The sequence below is a fragment of the Croceibacterium soli genome, assembly GCF_009828065.1.
GTDB classification, from domain to species: domain Bacteria; phylum Pseudomonadota; class Alphaproteobacteria; order Sphingomonadales; family Sphingomonadaceae; genus Croceibacterium_B; species Croceibacterium_B soli.
This window is the reverse complement of sequence record NZ_WTYK01000001.1, coordinates 1-17,443: the sequence shown is the minus strand read 5'-3', so window position 1 is coordinate 17,443 and position 17,443 is coordinate 1. Positions and strand designations below refer to the sequence as shown.

At 67.7% G+C, this 17,443-nt stretch carries 23 protein-coding genes; 18 read left to right on the top strand and 5 right to left on the bottom strand.

Going from position 1 to position 17,443, the window contains the following annotated elements:
- Positions 1-63: 63 nt before the first annotated feature.
- Together arsB and GRI75_RS00110 are read left to right on the top strand one after the other, a co-directional pair.
- Positions 64-1,095 (top strand): ACR3 family arsenite efflux transporter, encoded by a 1,032-nt coding sequence (arsB, locus tag GRI75_RS00115; protein WP_202389539.1) that lies wholly within the window; start codon positions 64-66, stop codon positions 1,093-1,095.
- A gap of 74 nt (positions 1,096-1,169) precedes the next feature.
- Positions 1,170-1,451, top strand: coding sequence for an usg protein (locus tag GRI75_RS00110; protein ID WP_160744919.1), 282 nt, complete (start codon positions 1,170-1,172; stop codon positions 1,449-1,451).
- Between the two features lie 15 nt (positions 1,452-1,466).
- Here the strand turns inward: GRI75_RS00110 and spt are convergent, their stop codons facing one another.
- The 3 genes from spt to GRI75_RS00095 form a co-directional block, all read right to left on the bottom strand.
- Positions 1,467-2,717 carry a serine palmitoyltransferase gene (gene spt / locus GRI75_RS00105; protein ID WP_160744918.1) on the bottom strand — a complete coding sequence of 417 codons (1,251 nt, stop codon included), beginning with the start codon at positions 2,715-2,717 and terminating at the stop codon, positions 1,467-1,469.
- Positions 2,718-2,724: 7 nt separating this feature from the next.
- The gene (locus GRI75_RS00100) at positions 2,725-2,967 is read right to left on the bottom strand and encodes an acyl carrier protein (RefSeq protein ID WP_160744917.1); all 243 of its coding nucleotides are present in this window, start codon (positions 2,965-2,967) and stop codon (positions 2,725-2,727) included.
- 67 nt (positions 2,968-3,034) lie between these two features.
- Positions 3,035-3,436: a response regulator gene (locus GRI75_RS00095; protein WP_160744916.1), complete on the bottom strand. Its 402-nt coding sequence runs from the start codon at positions 3,434-3,436 to the stop codon at positions 3,035-3,037.
- A 64-nt stretch (positions 3,437-3,500) separates the two neighbouring features.
- On the opposite strand from GRI75_RS00095, the gene GRI75_RS00090 reads away from it, so the two are divergent.
- From GRI75_RS00090 to GRI75_RS00065, 6 genes are all read left to right on the top strand, one after another.
- Complete coding sequence (locus tag GRI75_RS00090) at positions 3,501-3,782, top strand: DUF3572 domain-containing protein (RefSeq protein ID WP_202389538.1); 282 nt, start codon at positions 3,501-3,503, stop codon at positions 3,780-3,782.
- Complete coding sequence (locus tag GRI75_RS00085) at positions 3,779-4,405, top strand: HAD family hydrolase (RefSeq protein WP_160744915.1); 627 nt, start codon at positions 3,779-3,781, stop codon at positions 4,403-4,405. The genes GRI75_RS00090 and GRI75_RS00085 overlap by 4 nt, the downstream gene beginning before the upstream one ends.
- On the top strand, positions 4,405-4,872 hold the full coding sequence (locus GRI75_RS00080; protein WP_160744914.1) for a RidA family protein: 468 nt from the start codon (positions 4,405-4,407) through the stop codon (positions 4,870-4,872). Before GRI75_RS00085 ends, GRI75_RS00080 begins: the two co-directional genes overlap by 1 nt.
- A gap of 148 nt (positions 4,873-5,020) precedes the next feature.
- Positions 5,021-5,797 carry a glycerophosphodiester phosphodiesterase family protein gene (locus GRI75_RS00075; protein WP_328597889.1) on the top strand — a complete coding sequence of 259 codons (777 nt, stop codon included), beginning with the start codon at positions 5,021-5,023 and terminating at the stop codon, positions 5,795-5,797.
- 10 nt (positions 5,798-5,807) lie between these two features.
- Positions 5,808-6,944 carry a GNAT family N-acetyltransferase gene (locus GRI75_RS00070; RefSeq protein ID WP_160744912.1) on the top strand — a complete coding sequence of 379 codons (1,137 nt, stop codon included), beginning with the start codon at positions 5,808-5,810 and terminating at the stop codon, positions 6,942-6,944.
- Positions 6,945-7,151: 207 nt separating this feature from the next.
- On the top strand, positions 7,152-7,865 hold the full coding sequence (locus GRI75_RS00065; protein WP_160744911.1) for a DNA helicase: 714 nt from the start codon (positions 7,152-7,154) through the stop codon (positions 7,863-7,865).
- 68 nt (positions 7,866-7,933) lie between these two features.
- Here GRI75_RS00065 and GRI75_RS00060 read toward each other — a convergent pair whose 3' ends face one another.
- The gene (locus GRI75_RS00060; RefSeq protein ID WP_160744910.1) at positions 7,934-8,269 is read right to left on the bottom strand and encodes a sel1 repeat family protein; all 336 of its coding nucleotides are present in this window, start codon (positions 8,267-8,269) and stop codon (positions 7,934-7,936) included.
- A 302-nt stretch (positions 8,270-8,571) separates the two neighbouring features.
- On the opposite strand from GRI75_RS00060, the gene dksA reads away from it, so the two are divergent.
- The 6 genes from dksA to kynU all read left to right on the top strand — a co-directional run bounded on the left by dksA (position 8,572) and on the right by kynU (position 14,131).
- On the top strand, positions 8,572-9,030 hold the full coding sequence (dksA, locus tag GRI75_RS00055) for an RNA polymerase-binding protein DksA (RefSeq protein WP_160744909.1): 459 nt from the start codon (positions 8,572-8,574) through the stop codon (positions 9,028-9,030).
- A gap of 143 nt (positions 9,031-9,173) precedes the next feature.
- The gene (locus GRI75_RS00050; protein WP_160744908.1) at positions 9,174-9,545 is read left to right on the top strand and encodes a PilZ domain-containing protein; all 372 of its coding nucleotides are present in this window, start codon (positions 9,174-9,176) and stop codon (positions 9,543-9,545) included.
- A 38-nt stretch (positions 9,546-9,583) separates the two neighbouring features.
- Positions 9,584-11,077 carry an ABC transporter substrate-binding protein gene (locus GRI75_RS00045; protein WP_160744907.1) on the top strand — a complete coding sequence of 498 codons (1,494 nt, stop codon included), beginning with the start codon at positions 9,584-9,586 and terminating at the stop codon, positions 11,075-11,077.
- A gap of 23 nt (positions 11,078-11,100) precedes the next feature.
- Complete coding sequence (locus GRI75_RS00040) at positions 11,101-11,529, top strand: DUF4112 domain-containing protein (protein ID WP_235911079.1); 429 nt, start codon at positions 11,101-11,103, stop codon at positions 11,527-11,529.
- Between the two features lie 247 nt (positions 11,530-11,776).
- A complete protein-coding gene (locus GRI75_RS00035) occupies positions 11,777-12,568 on the top strand; it encodes a tryptophan 2,3-dioxygenase (RefSeq protein WP_160744906.1) in 792 nt (263 codons plus the stop codon).
- Positions 12,569-12,907: 339 nt separating this feature from the next.
- Positions 12,908-14,131: a kynureninase gene (kynU, locus tag GRI75_RS00030; protein WP_160744905.1), complete on the top strand. Its 1,224-nt coding sequence runs from the start codon at positions 12,908-12,910 to the stop codon at positions 14,129-14,131.
- Between the two features lie 205 nt (positions 14,132-14,336).
- Here kynU and GRI75_RS00025 read toward each other — a convergent pair whose 3' ends face one another.
- Positions 14,337-14,945, bottom strand: coding sequence for an HNH endonuclease (locus tag GRI75_RS00025; protein WP_160744904.1), 609 nt, complete (start codon positions 14,943-14,945; stop codon positions 14,337-14,339).
- 200 nt (positions 14,946-15,145) lie between these two features.
- Here GRI75_RS00025 and gluQRS point away from each other — a divergent pair, with 200 nt between their 5' ends.
- From gluQRS to GRI75_RS00005, 4 genes are all read left to right on the top strand, one after another.
- Complete coding sequence (gene gluQRS / locus GRI75_RS00020) at positions 15,146-15,997, top strand: tRNA glutamyl-Q(34) synthetase GluQRS (protein ID WP_160744903.1); 852 nt, start codon at positions 15,146-15,148, stop codon at positions 15,995-15,997.
- Positions 15,994-16,221, top strand: coding sequence for a hypothetical protein (locus GRI75_RS00015; RefSeq protein ID WP_160744902.1), 228 nt, complete (start codon positions 15,994-15,996; stop codon positions 16,219-16,221). Before gluQRS ends, GRI75_RS00015 begins: the two co-directional genes overlap by 4 nt.
- Positions 16,222-16,317: 96 nt before the next feature.
- Positions 16,318-16,899, top strand: a complete 582-nt coding sequence (locus GRI75_RS00010; protein WP_160744901.1) for a cob(I)yrinic acid a,c-diamide adenosyltransferase — start codon at positions 16,318-16,320, stop codon at positions 16,897-16,899.
- 52 nt (positions 16,900-16,951) lie between these two features.
- Positions 16,952-17,377, top strand: coding sequence for a hypothetical protein (locus GRI75_RS00005; RefSeq protein WP_202389504.1), 426 nt, complete (start codon positions 16,952-16,954; stop codon positions 17,375-17,377).
- The last annotated feature ends 66 nt before the right edge of the window (positions 17,378-17,443 follow it).

Genomic DNA, 17,443 nt, shown 5'->3' with positions numbered 1-17,443 from the left:
ATGACCAACCCAACCTCCGTTCGTGCTGAGCCCGTCGAAGCACCAGCCAAAGCCCGCCCCGCCATGTCGCTCTTCGAGCGCTACCTCTCCCTTTGGGTCGCGCTGTGCATCGTCGCCGGCATCGCGCTCGGCGCCGCCGTGCCCGGTGTGTTCGAGACGATCGCGGCGGCGGAAGTTGCCAACGTCAACCTGCCGGTCGCGGTGCTCATCTGGCTGATGATCATTCCGATGCTGCTGAAGATCGATTTCGCCGCGATGGGCCGGGTGCGCCAGCACGCCCGCGGGGTCGGGGTCACGCTGTTCATCAACTGGGCGGTGAAGCCGTTCTCGATGGCGCTGCTCGCCGCGATCTTCATCGGCTGGCTGTTCCGCCCGCTGCTGCCGGAAGCGCAGATCGAAAGCTACATCGCCGGGCTGATCCTGCTCGCCGCCGCGCCCTGCACGGCGATGGTCTTCGTCTGGTCGAACCTTTGCGATGGGGAGCCGAACTACACCCTCTCGCAAGTCGCGCTCAACGATCTGATCATGGTCTTCGCCTTCGCGCCGCTCGTCGCCCTGCTGCTCGGCGTCGCCTCGATCGTCGTGCCGTGGGAGACACTGCTGCTCTCGGTCGCGCTCTACATCGTCGTGCCCGTGATCGTCGCCCAGGCGATCCGCCGCCAGGTCCTCGCTTCGGGAGGCGAACCGGCCCTGCAGCGCCTGCTGGCCGCTCTCGGCCCGGTCTCCCTCGTCGCGCTGCTGACCACCCTGGTCCTGCTGTTCGCCTTCCAGGGCGAGCAGATCCTCGCCCAGCCGCTGGTCATTCTCCTCCTCGCGGTTCCGATCCTGATCCAGGTCTATTTCAACGCGGGGCTGGCCTACTGGCTGTCGAAGAAGTTCGGCGTCGCCTGGTGCGTCGCCGCTCCCGCTGCGCTGATCGGCGCCTCGAACTTCTTCGAGCTCGCCGTCGCCGCCGCGATCTCGCTGTTCGGCCTCAACTCCGGCGCGGCTCTCGCCACGGTCGTCGGCGTGCTGGTGGAAGTCCCGGTCATGCTCTCGGTCGTCGCCCTCGTGAAGCGCACCCGCGGCTGGTACGAAGCGCCCGCCGCGGCCTGAGCCCTGCGGGAACCCGGCCCACGCCGAAACCGTTGTTCCATCGCCTGTTCTTCACCAGTGGAGGCAAGACGCGAATGGAAGCAAAGGGTGCCGATCCGGACTTCGTCCGCCAATTGGACGGCTACGGCCTCACGACGGTCCAGATCCATTACTACATGCCGGATCATCCCAGCCTGCTGCAGCTCTTCGTCATGCAGCAATACGATGTCGCCCCGCAGTTCCCGGAGCTGGACCGCTTCCTCTACTACTGGCGCCACGAGATCGAAGCCGTCCTCCACTCCGTCCGCATCGCCCACAAACACCTCCTCGGCCCCACCGAATGGCGCGCCGTGGATGGAATTATCACTATCAATTGAAGCGGCGTTCGCCGGTCAGATAATCCCGACAGCCTTGCCGGCGCGTTCGAACATGCCGAGGATCGTCTCGACTTCCTCGGCCGTATGCTCGGCGCAGAGCGAGCAGCGCAGCAGGGTCATGTTGGCGGGAGTTGCCGGGGGGCGGGCCAGGTTGACGTAGAGCCCTTCCTTCAGCAGCGCTTCCCACATCGCCGCGCCGCGCTCGAGATCGGGCATGATCACCGCCACGATCGCGCTTTGCGGTTCCTCGGTGCCGAGCTGGAAGCCGAGGGCCTTCAGTCCGCCGTGCAGCCGCTTCGAGTTCTCCCACAGGTGCGCCCGCTTCTCAGTGCCCTGCATCAGCTTGCGGATGCTGGTCGCGGCCGTGGCGACGACGCTGGGCGGGAGGCTGGCGGTGAACACGTACGGCCGGCAGACCAGCCGCAGGATCTCGAACTTGGGGTGGTTGGAAACGCAGAAACCGCCCACCGTGCCGACGCTCTTGGAAAACGTGCCGATGATGAAATCGACGTCGTCGATCACGCCCTGCTCTTCGGCCACGCCGCGCCCGTTGGGGCCGATGAAGCCCATCGAGTGCGCTTCGTCCACCAGCACCATCGCGCCGTGCTTCTTGCAGACGGCGATCATGTCCTTGAGCGGCGCCACGTCGCCGAGCATCGAGTAGACGCCCTCCAGCACCACCAGCTTACCGGCGCCTTCCGGGATCCGCCCGAGCCGCTTGTCGAGCGAGTCGATGTCGTTGTGCCGGAAGGCCACGATCTCGGCGTTGCCGAGGGCGCAGCCGTCATAGATCGAAGCATGGCTGTCGATGTCGAGCACGACGTAATCGCCCTTGCCGGCGACCGTCGAGATGATCCCGAGGTTGGCCTGGTACCCGGTCGAGAAGACCATCGCGTGGTCCATGTCGTAGAATTCGCGCAGCGCCTGCTCGCAGTCGCGGTGCCCGCCGTAAGTCCCGTTGAGCACGCGGCTGCCGGTCGTGCCGCTGCCGAAATCGTCGAGCGCCTGCTTGCCCGCCGCGATCACGTCGGGGTCGAAGGTCATGCCCATGTAGTTGTAGGTGCCGAGCAGGATCGTGTCCCGCCCGTTGCACACCGCGCGGGTGGGGGAGAGGACTTTCTCCATCACCAGGCTGAACGGATCCTCGACTCCGTTCGCCAACAGGGCTTCCCGCTGCTGGATCAGCGAATCGAACTTGCTGAACAGGTCGGTGGCGTTGCCTTCCGCCTGGACGGGCGCATCGGGCTGGCTGATGCCTTCGCTCATCGCTCGCTCAATCGTTCTGCAGCCGGCACACGGCGTCGACCAGCTGCCCGTACGTCTCGATCTCGGCCTGCTGGTTCATCGAGATGATGATGTCGAACTCGTCCTCGATCGCCGCGACGAAATCCATCACAGTCAGGCTGTCGAACTCGAGATCGCCGGCGAAGCTGGTGCCGTCGCCGATATCGACGCCCTTCTTGTTGGAGGGTTCGATCAGCGTGCGGATGCGTTCGTCGACGTCGGTTCGGTCCATGCGGCACTCCCTAGGATCGGATCGCATGGCTGGCAATGCCCGCGATCGTCCGCCGGGGCGGGGCCGGTCAGGCGTGGAGGGGGATCGGCTCGTGGCCGTTGGAGCGGGCGAGCAGGCCGTTGACCGCGTTCATGAACGGAATGATCGAAACCGGCTTGGAGAGGTAGCCTTCGGCGCCGACGTCGCGGATCCGCTGCTCGTCGCCTTTGCCGGCATAGGCGGTCACCGCCAGCACCGGCACGTTGCGCAAGTCCTTGTCGCGCTTCAGCCCGGCGATCAGGTCGAGCCCGGAGATGTCCTGCAGCTGGATGTCCATGATCACCAGGTTGGGGACAAACGCCTTGGCCCGCTCGATAGCCACCGCGCCATCGGCTACCGGTTCGACGTCGAAACCGCTCGCCTGCAACACGTCGCAGAAAAGCTTCCGGTTCAGATCGTTGTCCTCGACAACGAGGATTCGTTTCGCCATTTCGCCCCCGATTCCTTCCGTCCCCACGGAGGTATGGATATCTACGTAGCGGGTTTGTGGATAACTGACAATTCTTACAGGTAATCAATTCGAAGCGCCCGATGCGGCCGGGCTTTCGCTCAGCGCCCTCGCCTGGGTTCTGGCAGACGAACGGCGCGCCCATCGGTTCCTCGATCTCACCGGCCTGACGCCGGAGCAGATGCGCGCGCGGATCGAGTCGCCCGAACTGCAGCTCTCGGTCCTCGAATTCCTCTGCGCCCACGAGCCGGACCTGCTGGCGGCCGCCGAATCGCTGGGCGTCCAGCCGGGCGCGATTGCCGCCGCGCGCGAGAAGCTAGCGCGATGAACCGCCCGCTGGTCGTCACCGATTGCGACGAAGTGCTGCTGCACATGGTGCGGCATTTCCGCGACTGGCTGGGCGCCGAGCACGGCATCGACTTCGCTCTCGAAGGCGATCCGTTCGTCCAGTCCATGCGCCGCCGCGGGGGCGAACCCCCGCTGGAGGAGGCGGAAGTCTGGGACCTGCTGACGCGGTTCTTCGATACAGAGATGGCCCGGCAGACCGAGATCGAAGGCGCGGCCGCGGCGATGGCCGAACTGCAGCGCGAAGCCGACGTGGTCGTGCTGACCAACTTGCGCGACCATTACGGCGAAAGCCGGCTGCGGCAGCTGCGCGAGCACGGGATCGAGGCGCGGGTCTTCACCAACCAGGGCCCCAAGGGGGAGGCGTTGCGGCGAATCGTCGCGGAGTTCGCCCCGGCGCGCGCGGTGTTCATCGACGATCTCGCGGTCCATCACGCCAGCGCGGCCGAAGTGCTGCCGGACATTTCGCGGCTGCACTTCTGCGGCGAACCGGCGATCGCCCCGCACGTGCCCTGCGCGCTGGTGGCCGGGCATGCCCACGCCCGCATCGACACCTGGCGCGAGGCTCTGCCCTGGCTTCTCGACACCCTGCATGGAGACCGCTGATGAGCATAGAATCCCGTCTCGCCGAACTCGGCATCGTGCTGCCCGAACCCGCGGCGCCGGTGGCCAGCTATGTCCCGGTGGTCGTGACCGGCAACCTCGCCCACGTTTCCGGCCAGTTGCCGTTCCTCGACGGAACCCTGGTGACCGGCCGGCTCGGTGAGGACGTGGAGCTCGATCTCGGCATCCGCGCCGCGCGCGCCTGCGGGCTGATGATCCTGGCCCAGCTCAAGGCCGCCCTCGGCTCGCTCGACCGGGTCGAACGGATCGTCAAGCTCGGCGCTTTCGTCAGCTCGACCGCCGGCTTCACCGACCAGCCCAAAGTCGCCAACGGCGCCTCCGACCTCATGGCCGAAGTGTTCGGCGACGCCGGCCGCCATGCCCGCAGCGCCGTCGGCGTCCCGGTCCTCCCGCTCGGCGCCGCAGTCGAGGTGGACGCGGTCGTTGCGCTCAGCAGCGCCTCCCTTTGAAAAAATCCTCCCCGGGACGGGGAGGTGGCGCCGGCCGCAGGCCGGTGACGGAGGGGGCCCGCCTCCTGGTGCAGCGCGTGCGGCGGGCCCCCTCCACCGCGCTTCGCGCGGTCCCCCTCCCCGTGCCGGGGAGGAGTAGGGTTTGCTCTTGCGCCCGCTTGACGCCTTGCTCGCTCCCGCGCCCGATCCGGCGCGGGTCGCCTGGCTGAAGGGCCGGGTGTTCGCTCATCGCGGCCTGCACGGCGGCGATGTGCCCGAGAACTCGCTCTCCGCCGTCTGGGCCGCGATCGCCCGGGGCCTGGGCATCGAGTGCGACGTCCAGCAAAGCGGCGACGGGCGCGCGGTCGTGTTCCACGACTGGTCGCTTGAACGCCTGACCGCCACTAGCGGACCCGTCGATGGCCGCAGCTCTGCACAACTGAGCCAGATCCGCATCGGCGATTGCAACGACCGCATCCCGCCTTTGCGCATCCTGCTCGAAGTCGTGGGCGGGCAAGTGCCGCTGTTGATCGAGCTCAAGACCCGCAGCGACTATCGCGTCGATACGCTGTGCGAGGCCGTGCGGCACGAGCTCGAAGGCTATCCGGGCGAAGTGGCGGTCATGGGCTTCGATCCGCGAGTCGGCGCCTGGTTCCACCGGTACGCGCCGTCGGTGATCCGCGGGCTGGTGGTGAGCGAGGCGGGCTCCCGCACCCTGTCCGGCACGATCAGGCGGCACGCGGGCGTGTGGCACGCGCGGCCCGATTTCCTCGCCTACGACGTGCGTGACTTGCCGAGCCGCTTTGCCGCCGCCCAGCGCCGGCGCGGCCTGCCGGTGCTCACCTGGACGGTTCGCGACGCGGCGCTGCGCCGGCGGGCGGCGCAGCACGCCGATTCTCCGATCGCCGAAGCGGAAGGTATCGCCGAATCCGGCCCGAGCGCTTAGGTGAGGGGCAATGGCTGACAGCGATCTCATAGCCCGCGTCGCGCCCGCCGTCGGCGCGGTCCCGGCCGAAGCGTGGGACCGGCTGGCGGGGCCGGGCAACCCCTTCATGAGCCACGCCTTCCTCACTGCGCTGGAGGATTCGGGCAGCGTCGGCCCCGGCACCGGATGGAGCCCGGCCCCGCTGGTGATCGAAGACGGCTGCGGATCGCTGCTGGCGGCGGCGCCGGCTTACCTGAAGGGGCACAGCCAGGGCGAATACGTGTTCGACCACGCCTGGGCCGATGCCTGGGAGCGGGCCGGCGGCCGCTACTACCCCAAGCTGCAGATCGCCGCGCCGTTCACCCCCGCGACCGGCCCGCGGCTTCTGCTGGCGGACGAAGGCTATGCCGCGCCGCTGCTGCGCGCCGCCGAAAGCCTCTGCCACCAAAACGGCCTGTCGTCCGCGCATGCGACCTTTGTCGAGCCGGCCCAGCGCGCGCTGTTCGAACGCGCCGGCTGGCTCCTGCGCAACGACATCCAGTTCCACTGGGAGAACCGCGGCTACGGCAGCTTCGAGGATTTCCTCGGCGTCCTGGCCTCACGCAAGCGCAAGGCGATCCGCAAGGAACGGGCCGAAGCGCAGCAGGGCGTGGAGATCCGCCGCCTGTCCGGCGCCGACATCCGCAGCGAGCATTGGGACGCCTTCTGGGTCTTCTACCAGGACACCGGCGCGCGCAAATGGGGCCACCCCTACCTGACCCGCGAGGCTTTCGACCTGTTCGGGGAGCGAATGGCCGACCGGCTCCTGCTCGTGCTCGCCTACGCCGATGGTAAGCCCATCGCCGGCGCGCTCAACTTCATCGGCGGGGAAGCGCTCTACGGCCGCTACTGGGGCTGCACCCGCGACAAGCCGTTCCTCCATTTCGAGCTGTGCTACTACCAGGCCATCGACACGGCGATCGAGCGCGGCCTCTCCCGGGTCGAGGCGGGCGCCCAGGGCGGCCACAAGCTCGCCCGCGGCTACGAACCGGTGCGGACCTGGTCGGCCCACTGGATCGCCGACCCCGGCTTCCGCGAAGCCGTTGCCGATTTCCTCGAGCGCGAACGCGAAGGCGTGGCGCAAGAAAGCCTCTTCCTCGGCCAGCGCACCCCTTTCAGGAAGGGCTGACGGCCGGCCCGCCGGTCGCAGGCATCCACGATCTCGATGGACTTGTCGCGATCGCCGACCAGGCGTATCCTCAGCAGCATAGGCTTGGCCCGCGCCTCCTCCCTCCCAACGGGGAAGTATCGCACATACGGGGCAGGACATCACAACCATCTGTTCGAGCATTCGCATAAGGGGGGACTGCGTGTTGCGCTCGGAATGGAGGTTACGATGAAGCTTTCTGCACCGATCTACCAACTCAAGCGCAAAGCCAAACTCCTTGCGCGAAACGAGAAACTGCCCCTGCACGAGGCACTGGACCGCATCGCGCGGGAGGAAGGCTTCGCCCGATGGAGCCTGCTCTCATCCCGCTCGGTCCCGGACACGCCAGAACGCGCCGTCCTGTCACGGCTTTCCGGCGGAGACCTGCTGTTGCTGGGCGCTCGCCCTGGCCACGGCAAGACCATGCTCGGACTGAGGATCCTGCTCGATGCGGCGCTCGAGGGCAGAAGAGCGGTCTTCTTCACCTTGGAATGGACCGAGTGCGAGACGCGGTCGCGTATCCGGTCGCTCGGGGATCATGCTGACGCGCTTGGTGACAAGCTGGAGATCGTCACATCGGAGGAGATCAGCGCCGACGTCATCGTCGAGCACCTTTCCGGCTCACCTCCCGGGACAGTCGCCGTGGTAGACTACCTGCAAATACTCGATCAGCAGAGGAGCAAGCCCTCGCTCGCGGCCCAGATGGAGCGCCTCCGCCAATCCGCCCGCGCTAATGGAATCATCCTGTGTTTCATTTCGCAGGTCGACCGCGCTGTCGATCTGAAACCCGGCTCGGTGCCGGGGATGGGAGACATTCGTCTGCCGAACCCCATCGAAACAGGCATCTTTTCGAAAGCCTGCTTCTTGCACCAAGGGACAGTGCGGTTTCACGATCTGGCGTGAACCGACCGCCTGCCGGGATGCGTTCGCAGCCTCTCGGCAGGCGCCCTGACCGCGGTTCGTCTCGAACCTCAGGCCGCGCGCCGCGCCCCGGTGCAGAGCCATTCGCGGGCGCGGCGCTGGGCTTCGGCGATTTCGCGGGCGGTCATCTCGTCGGAAAGGTCCGCCCGGCACAAGGCCGCCTCCTCGTGCCCTTTCGAAGCGGCGAGGTTGAACCACTTGTGGGCCTCGATCAGGTCGCAGGCGACGCCGTGGCTGCCGGTCGAGAAAGCGACGCCGAGATCGTGGTACGCGCCCACGTCGCCGGCGGCGGCGGCGGCCAGGCACTTCGCGATCAGCGTGTCGGCCGCACCCGCGCGCTTGCTTCGTCCGCTGTGGAAATTCGCAATGTTGGTCGAACCCATCATCCGTCTCCCGAAGTTCCGGCGGCATTTGGCGGCCGGCTCCATTGGGCAAGTTTCCGCCCGCGCGCTCTACAAATGGTTAACGCGCCTGGCGTAACTTTAACCATGACCGGGCGCGTTCCTTGGCTCGGTTCGACAGGACTCCAGCAATTTGCCCCCAGCCAAAGCGCCATTGCCGCTTGTGCCGATACGGTGGTGCCCTTATAGGCGCGCCCTGTGGGCCGCACAGCGGTGCGGAAACGGGGCTGAATTCAGCACGGTATTCGGCGCCGGGTGGGTTTGGATCATGATGCGGAGTAGCTGGGATGGCGTCTGTCTTGGGTGACGACATCGACATTCTCGCAAAAGCGAGGCGCGCGCTGCCCGCCGATTACACGCCCAGCGAAGACGAGGAATATATGGGTGAGCAGCAGCTCAACTATTTCCGCGTCCTGCTGCTCGAATGGAAGAAATCCATTCTCTCCGCCTCCGAAACCACGCTGCAGTCGCTGCAGGACGGCCCCATTCGGGAGCCGGACCTCAACGATCGCGCGTCGAGCGAGACCGACTGGGGCATCGAGCTGCGCACCCGCGACCGGCAGCGCAAGCTGATCGCCAAGATCGACGCCGCCCTGCGCCGCATCGACGAAGGCGAATACGGCTGGTGCGAAGTCTCGGGCGAGCCGATCGGCATCAATCGCCTGATCGCCCGGCCGATCGCCACGATGACCGTGGAAGCGCAGCAGGCGCACGAGCGGCGCGAGAAGATTTCCCGCGAGGACTGATCGGTTTTTCGCGGATGTTTGCGGCGAAAAGCCCATGCTCCTTAACGGAAAGATAACCACGCGGGGCCGATAAAGCCGCATGATTTCACGCGCCTGCGGTTGTCCCGCTTGGCGCGTGAGGGACGGCTGGAGTGAGCGACCGGATGAGCAACGTCGAAACCCGCCAGGTCGAACGCGACAGCCTGCTGCTGATGGCACAGGTGCGCGTCGAAGGCGGCGAAACCGATTACCGTGTGAAAGTGCGCAACCTTTCGGCCGGCGGCATGATGGCCGAAGGCGAGGCGCCCGTTTCGCGCGGCTCGGTCGTCTCGGTCGAGCTGCGCAACATCGGCTGGGTCGATGGGTCCGTGGCGTGGAAGCAGGGCGACCGCTTCGGCATCGCCTTCGTCGATGAAATCGATCCGAAGCAGGCTCGCACGCCGGTCTCGACCGGCGCTCCCGACCTTTCCGCGCCGCGCTTCACCCGCCCGCCTCTGCGCCAGCCGAAGGCCCCGGTCAGGTTGCGCAATATCTGACCTTTCCCCGCGCCCCGGGACCCCTTAGGGCATAGCCCATGAGCGGGCGGGCGCCCTTCCTGATCCTTTTCTGCAGTGCGCTGCTGGCGCTGGCCGGCTGTGGCCGCGATGCGGACGGGCCGCTGAACGTCGCCATCATCGGCACCCCGGAATCGGTCATGGCCGACGGGCTGCGCCTGTCGGAAGGCGCGCAGACCGTGCGCGGCGCCGTCGCGTCGGGCCTCGTGGCGCTCGATGCGCAGGGGGAGATCAAGCCCGCGCTGGCCGACCGCTGGATCGTCACCGACGACGGCCGGAGCTACATCTTCCGCTTGCGCGAAGGCACCTGGCCGGGCGGCGCCGAGCTCAGCGGCGAAAGCGCGCGCGACGCCTTGCGGCGCGCGATCCGGCAGCTGCGCGGCACCTCGCTCGGGCTCGATCTGGCCCCGGTCGACGAGATCCGCGCCATGGCCGGGCGGGTCGTCGAGATTCGCCTGAGCACTGCGATGCCGGATTTCCTGCGCCTGCTCGCGCAGCCGGAACTGGCCTTGTCGCATGGCGGCTTCCCTTCCGGCCCGATGAACCTGCAAGCGATCGGCGAGGGCGCGGAGCCCGGCGCCGCCGCCGCCCAGCTGACCCTCCGGCCGCCCGAGATGCGCGGCCTCCCGCAGGAGGAAGGCTGGCAGGAGCATGTCCGTCCGGTCCGGCTCCGTGCGCTCGATGCGCAGGGGGCCCTCGACGCGTTCGCCGAAGGCGAAGTCGACGTCGTCCTCGGCGGCTCGGTGGGCTCGTGGCCGCTGGCCGATCCCGGGCCGCTGTCGCGCGGGACGCTGCGGATCGATCCCGCGGTCGGCCTGTTCGGCCTGCAGGTGCGGCGCGCCGGCGGCTTCCTCGCGCGCACCGAGAACCGCGAGGCGCTGGCGATGGCGATCGACCGCGCGGCGCTGCTCGCCCCGTTCAACATCGGCGGCTGGACGCCGACCAACCGCATCGTTCCCGCCGCGATAGCCGGGGAAGGCGCCGCCGAGCGCTGGGCCGGGATCGAGCTGGAGCGGCTGCGCGGCGAAGCTCGCAACCGCGTGGCCATCTGGCGCACGACCCTGGGGCAGGGGGAGGGGCCGAGGCTGACCGTGGCACTGGCCGACGAGCCGGGGCTGGCGATGCTGTTCAACGAACTGGCCGGCCAGCTGGCCACCGTCGGAATCGCGCTCGATGGGGTTGGGGCGGACCAGCCGGCGGACCTCGAACTGATCGACCGCGTCGCCCGCTATGCCGAGCCGCGCTGGTTCCTCAACCAGTTCAACTGTGCGCTCCGCCGCGGCATGTGCTCGTCCGATGCCGACGCCGAAGTGCGGCAGGCGCTCTCCACGGCCGACCCGCAGGCGCGCATGGACGCGATCGCCCGGGCGGAGGCGATGCTGACCGCCGACAACATCTACATCCCGCTGGCCGCGCCCCTGCGCTGGTCGATGGTGCGCGGCACCGTGGAAGGCTACGCGGCCAATCCCTGGGCCTACCATCCCTTGCCCGAATTGGCCGTGATCCCCAGATGAATCGGCGAGAGGAGCCGTCTGCGATGGACCAATTCGACGAGCCGCCCCGCCGTCCGCAGCCGATGGGCGCGAGCCTGCCGATCGGCAACGATCCCACGGAAATCCGCCAGCGGATCGAGACGCTGGAGATGCTGCTGGAGCGCAGCTTCGTCATACCTGGCATCAACCGCCCGGTCGGGCTCGACTCGATCGCCGGCCTGATCCCGATCGTCGGCGACATCGTCACCGCGGCAATGGGCGCTTACATCGTCTGGGAGGCGAACAACCTCGGCATACCCAAGTGGAAGCTCTGGCGCATGGCCGGCAACATCGCCTTCGACACCGCCGTCGGCGCGATCCCGGTGGCGGGCGACCTGTTCGACTTCATGTTCCGCTCGAACAGCCGCAACCTGAAGATCATCAAGCGCCACCTCGACAAACACCACCCGGCGACGAAGGTGATCGAGGGGTAGGCGTTCGTACTTCGGTTTTCTCACACGAAGGCACGAAGACACGAAGGTGTAGCGCCAGCGGCGAAGCCGCCCTGCGGCGGCAACGCTGCTCCAAGAAGCGACGTGGACTTTGCATGCGGCTTCGCCGCAGGCACGCCCTCTTCGTGTCTTCGTGCCTTCGTGTGAGACTATCCTGCTAACGGTGCGAGCATGGCTGGCGGCACAAGCGGCAGTTCCAATTCCCGCCGCCCGCGTCCATAGCCCGCGCATGGCCAAGGACGTCACCTACTCCTCCTACCTCGACCTCGATCGCATCCTCGCAGCGCAGCACCCGGTCTCGGGCGCGCACGACGAGATGCTGTTCATCGTCGTCCACCAGGCCAGCGAACTGTGGCTCAAGCTGTGTCTGCACGAGCTGACCGCCGCCCGCTCCCTGATCGCGGCGGACGACCTTCGGCCGGCGTTCAAGATGCTCGCCCGCGTGGCCCGCGCGCAAGGGCAGCTGATCACGAGCTGGGACGTGCTCAGCACGATGACCCCGCATGACTATTCGCAAGTCCGCCCCCACCTCGGCGGGTCGAGCGGCTTCCAGTCGGCCCAGTACCGGCTGATGGAGTTCATGCTCGGCGGCCGCGACCCGGACATGGTGACGATGCATGAGGCGGTGCCCGAAGTGGCGCAGGCGCTCCGCGCCGAACTGGACCGGCCGAGCCTCTACGACGAGACCCTCCGCCTGCTCGCCCGGCGCGGGTTCGCCATTCCGCCCGCCGTGCTCGAGCGCGGGCTAGAGCGGCCGCACGATTCCCACCCGGAGATCGTCGAAGCGTGGGCGCAGGTCTATCGCTCGCCGGAGGAGTACTGGGACCTCTACGAACTGGCCGAGAAGCTGGTCGATCTCGAATACCACTTCCAGCGCTGGCGCTTCGGCCATCTCAAGACGGTCGAACGCATCATCGGCTTCAAGCGCGGCACCGGCGGCACCGCCGGCGTGCCCTACCTCGAATCCGTGCTGAAAAAGGGTTTCTTCCCGGAACTGCTCTCCGTGCGGACGGCGATCTGATTGTGCGCGTAGGCAGAGCTCCCCGAGAACCGTTCGGACCTGCCCCAACCCCAATTCCGTTCGCCCTGCGGCCAACCCCAAATCCGTTTGTCCTAACCCCCTCCTCAAATCCGTTCGTCCTAACCCCCTCCTCAAATCCGTTCGTCCTGAGCTTGTCGAAGGACCGCTTTCCCTTGGGCGCGGCGCTAGAAAGGAAGAACGGCCCCCTTCGGCTGGCTGGCGAAGCCAGCCGCTCAGGACAGGCTTCGACAAGCCCAGGGCGAACGGGGTGGGGGGTGAGCGCTCTTCCGCAAGGAGTGAGGTCTCTCCCAAATCGCTCTTACGAAGGGAGAGCGCTTGATGTCTAACCTCCCCGAAGCCCGCGCGCTCGATGCCGCCGATCCGCTGCGCAGTTGGCGCGGGCTGTTCGCGCTGCCGCCGGGCGTGGTCTACCTCGACGGCAACTCGCTCGGCGCGCTACCCCTCGGCACGGCATCGCGGCTGGGGGAGGTCATGCGCCGCGAATGGGGCGAAGGGCTGATCCGCAGCTGGAACACGGCGGACTGGATCTCGCTGCCGCGCCGGGTCGGCGCGATGATCGCCCCGCTGGTCGGCGCCGCGCCGCACGAGGTGATCGCCTGCGATTCGACCTCTGTGAACCTGTTCAAGCTGATCGCCGCCGCTCTGGCGATGAGGCCCGGCCGGAAAGTGGTGTTGTCGGAGCCGGGCAACTTCCCGACCGATCTCTACATGATCGCCGGGCTGGAGGCGCAAGGCCTCGCCGAACGGCGGCTCGCGCCGCGTGCAGAGCTGGTGGCGGCGCTCGACGAAGACGTCGCCCTGCTCCTGCTCACCCACGTCCACTACAAGACCGGCGCGATGCACGACATGGCCCGGCTGACCCGCGCCGCGCACGATGCCGGCGCCCTGGTCTTGTGGGACTTGTCGCACAGCGCCGGGGCGGTGCCGGTGGACCTGACCGGCTGCGAGGCCGATCTCGCAGTCGGCTGCGGCTACAAGTACCTCAACGGCGGTCCGGGGGCTCCGGCCTTCGCTTTCGTGGCGGAGCGGCACCACGAAGCGCTGCAGCAGCCCCTGACCGGCTGGATGGGCCACGCCGCGCCGTTCGCCTTCACCGACGACTATGCCCCGGCCAGCGGGATCGACCGCCTGCTCACCGGCACCCCGCCGATCCTCGCTCTCGCCGCGCTGGAGGAAGGCGTGAAGCTGATCGCCGGCATCGGCATGGAGCGGCTGACGACGAAGTCCCGCGCCCTTTCCGAATTCCTCCGCGCCGCCATCGCCGAGACAGCACCCGGCCTCCCCTGCATCAGCCCGGAGGATCCCACGGCACGCGGCAGCCAGCTCTCCTTCCGCCATCCCGAGGCTTACGCGATCTGCCAGGCCCTGATCGCCCGCGGCGTGATCGGCGACTTCCGCGATCCCGACATCCTCCGCCTCGGCCTCGCGCCGGCCTATACCCGCTTCGAAGACTGCTGGAACGCCGCCCAGGCCCTCGGCGAGGTGCTGGAGAGCGGCGAGTGGGAGCGGCCGGAGTACCGCCAGCGGGCGGCGGTGACTTGATCGGCTGCCTTTTTAAGCCCGTTGTCCATCCCCTTCATCCGTTCGTCCTGAGCTCGTCGAAGGACCGCTTTTTCTTCCAGCGCGGCGCTAAAAGTAAAAACCGCCCTTCGACAAGCTCAGGGCGAACGGGGGTGGGATGGGCGCTTTCCCTCTTCCCTTCTCCACCAGGGGAGAGAGCCTTTATGCCGTCGTGTGAGATCGAACCTTAAGCCTCCAGCTCGATGTCCCAGTAAAGCCAGTCGCGCCAGGTTTCGTGGAGGTAGTTCGGCGGGAAGCTCTTGCCGCGTTGCTGCAGTTGCCAGTTGGTCGGGCGGATCGGCTTGACCAGCGGGTGCATCTGCGCCTGCTTCGGCGTGCGGCCGCCTTTGCGCATGTTGCACGGGGCGCAGGCGGTGAGGATGTTCTCCCAGGTCGTGCGCCCGCCGAGCCGGCGCGGGACGACGTGGTCGAATGTCAGCTGCTGCTCGCAGCCGCAGTACTGGCAGGCGAAGCGGTCGCGCAGGAACACGTTGAACCGGGTAAACGCCGGGAACTCGCTCGGCCGGACATATTGCCGCAGCGCGATCACGCTCGGGATCTGCATGTCGAGACTGGGCGAGTGGACCAGCCGGTCGTAGCTGGCGACGATGTCCACCCGCTCCAGGAACACCGCCTTGATCGCGGTCTGCCACGGCCAGAGGCTCAGCGGATAATAGGACAGCGGGGTGAAATCGGCGTTGAGCACCAGCGCCGGGCAGCTCTCCAGCCGCCGGGTGGGGTCCTCCATGGCGCTGCGGAAATGCGCGGCGCGCTCGATCAGTTCGGCCTTGAACACGCTTCGCGTTCTCCTTGGCTGTACCGAGGGGAGCATTTGCAATCGAAAGCGTCAAGCCTGTGACAATTCCCGAATCCACAGGAACTTGCTTGCTCCGAGCCCACGGTCCGGCCGTGCCAGGCCTTATCATAGCACATTATGACAGGGGTTTCGCCGCCTGGCCCTTCGACAGGCTTGCGGCGAGCGGGTAGGGCAGCGGCATGACCGTCACCCGCTTCGCTCCGAGCCCGAACGGCCCGTTGCACCTCGGTCATGCATACTCCGCCATTGCCGCGCACGACCTGGCGAAAGCGCGCGGCGGGCGGTTCCTGCTGCGGATCGAGGACATCGACGGCGCCCGCTCGCGTTCCGAGCTGGCGGAGGCGTTCCGCGCCGACCTCGAATGGCTCGGGCTCGAATGGGAGGAAGTCCCGGCGCAGTCCACTAGGCTCGCGGCCTATGCGGCGGCGGCGGAGCGTCTGCGAGCCGAAGGCCTGCTCTACCCCTGCCGCTGCACCCGCGCTGAAATCGCCGAGGCGGCCCGCGAAATGGGCCCGGACGGGCCGGTCTATCCCGGCACCTGCCGCGATGCGGCATTCGATCCGCAGGATCCGGCCGCCTGGCGGCTCGACGTGGCCGAAGCCCTCCGGCGTACTGGGACGCTCGCCTGGTTCGACGAGCGCGCCGGCGAGCAGCAGGCGCGGCCGGAGCTCGGCGGGGACGTGGTCCTCGTCCGCAAGGATGCCGAGACGCCGGCGAGCTATCACCTGGCGGTGACCATCGACGATGCCGCCGACGGGGTCACGCTGGTGACCCGGGGAATGGACCTGTTCCCGGCGACCCATGTCCACCGGCTGCTGCAGGCGCTGCTCGGCCTGCCGGTGCCCGCCTGGCACCATCATCCGCTGCTGCTGGACGAGACCGGGCAGAAGCTCGCCAAGCGGCGTGGCTCGCCGTCGCTGGCGGATCGCAGGCTGGCCGGGGAGGACGGGCGCACGCTGGCGAATTCGCTGCGCCAGGGGCGCCTCCCTTCTGGCATTACGCTGGGCGAAGGCCTAGATACTCCGGCATGAACACGGTTCTCGTCATAGCCATCGTGCTGCTCGCGATCATGGTCGTCGTCTCGCTTGTCCGCGGGATCATCGCCTTCCTGCAATCGACCAAGCTCGACCTCGAAAGCGGCGACGAGCGGATGAAGGACATGCAGCTGCGGCAGAACAAGGCGATGTTCTCGCGGATCAAGTACCAGGCACTGGCGATCGTCGTCGTCGCCGTCCTGCTGATGATCAACCGCTGACATCGTCGTCCCGGGCTTGACCCGGGACCGCTGGCCTCTAGGTCGTGATCTGGCCGCCAGCGATCCCGGCATTCGCCGGGATGACGGAGGGAAGCATTGGTCAGGCTCAACAAGATCTACACCCGCACGGGGGACGACGGCACCACCGGCCTCGTCGACGGCTCGCGCGTGCCAAAGCATGCCGCGCGGATGGAGGCGATCGGCGCGGTCGACGAAGCCAACTCCGCGCTCGGGCTTGCGGTGCTTGCGCTGGACGGGGAGAACGCGGCGGACTTGCGCCGGCTGCAGAACGACCTGTTCGACCTAGGCGCCGATCTCGCCACTCCCCTAGGAGACATGGGGGGTGAGGACTTCGCACCGTCCGAGATGGTCCTGCGGATCGTCCCCGCTCAGGCCGAGTGGCTGGAAGGGCGCATCGATGCGCTCAACGACAGCCTCGAGCCGCTGCGCAGCTTCATCCTCCCCGGCGGCAGCGAAGCCGCGGCAAGGGTGCATATCGCGCGGGCATCGGTCCGCCGCGCCGAACGCGCGATGACGGCGCTCGCCGAAAGCCAGCCGGTCAACCCCGCGGCGCTCGCCTTCGTGAACCGACTGTCGGACTATCTCTTCGTCCTGGCGCGGGCGGTGAATGCCGGCGGCGCGGGCGATGTGCTGTGGCAGCCGGGGGCCAACCGGTAGCGGGAACGCGCGGCTGGGGCCGAGGGTTGATCCGGCAGAAGGAGATCCAGCCGTGACCGATCGTAAGCCCGTCAAAGACCAGGAAGAGCGCATGGCCGACCTGGCGCCCGAATTGCACAACGACGAGCAGGACGATCACTTGTCCCAGGCGCAGGAAGTCGCCGGGGAGGCCCGCACCCGCGCGGGCGAGGGCAGCCCGCTCGACAGCGTGAAAGTCAATCGCGGGATCGACGACAACTCGGCCCAGGATCTCGTCGACCGAATGCGCGACATGGAGCAGTCCGGCCGCATCGACATGGGCGCCTATCTTGGCGAGCCCAACATGGACGACAACGAGGACAAGTACGGCGAGGACAACAAGCTCGACGACCTGCCCGGCGACGGCACGACCGAAAGCAACGATCCCACGGCCGGCGAGAACGAGGAAGAAGACGACGAATTGGCCGACCTGGACGACGGATACGAGGAAGAGTCCTAAAATCCTCCCCCTCTGGGGGAGGGGGACCGCCGCCGAAGGCGGTGGTGGAGGGGGCTTGGCCTGGAC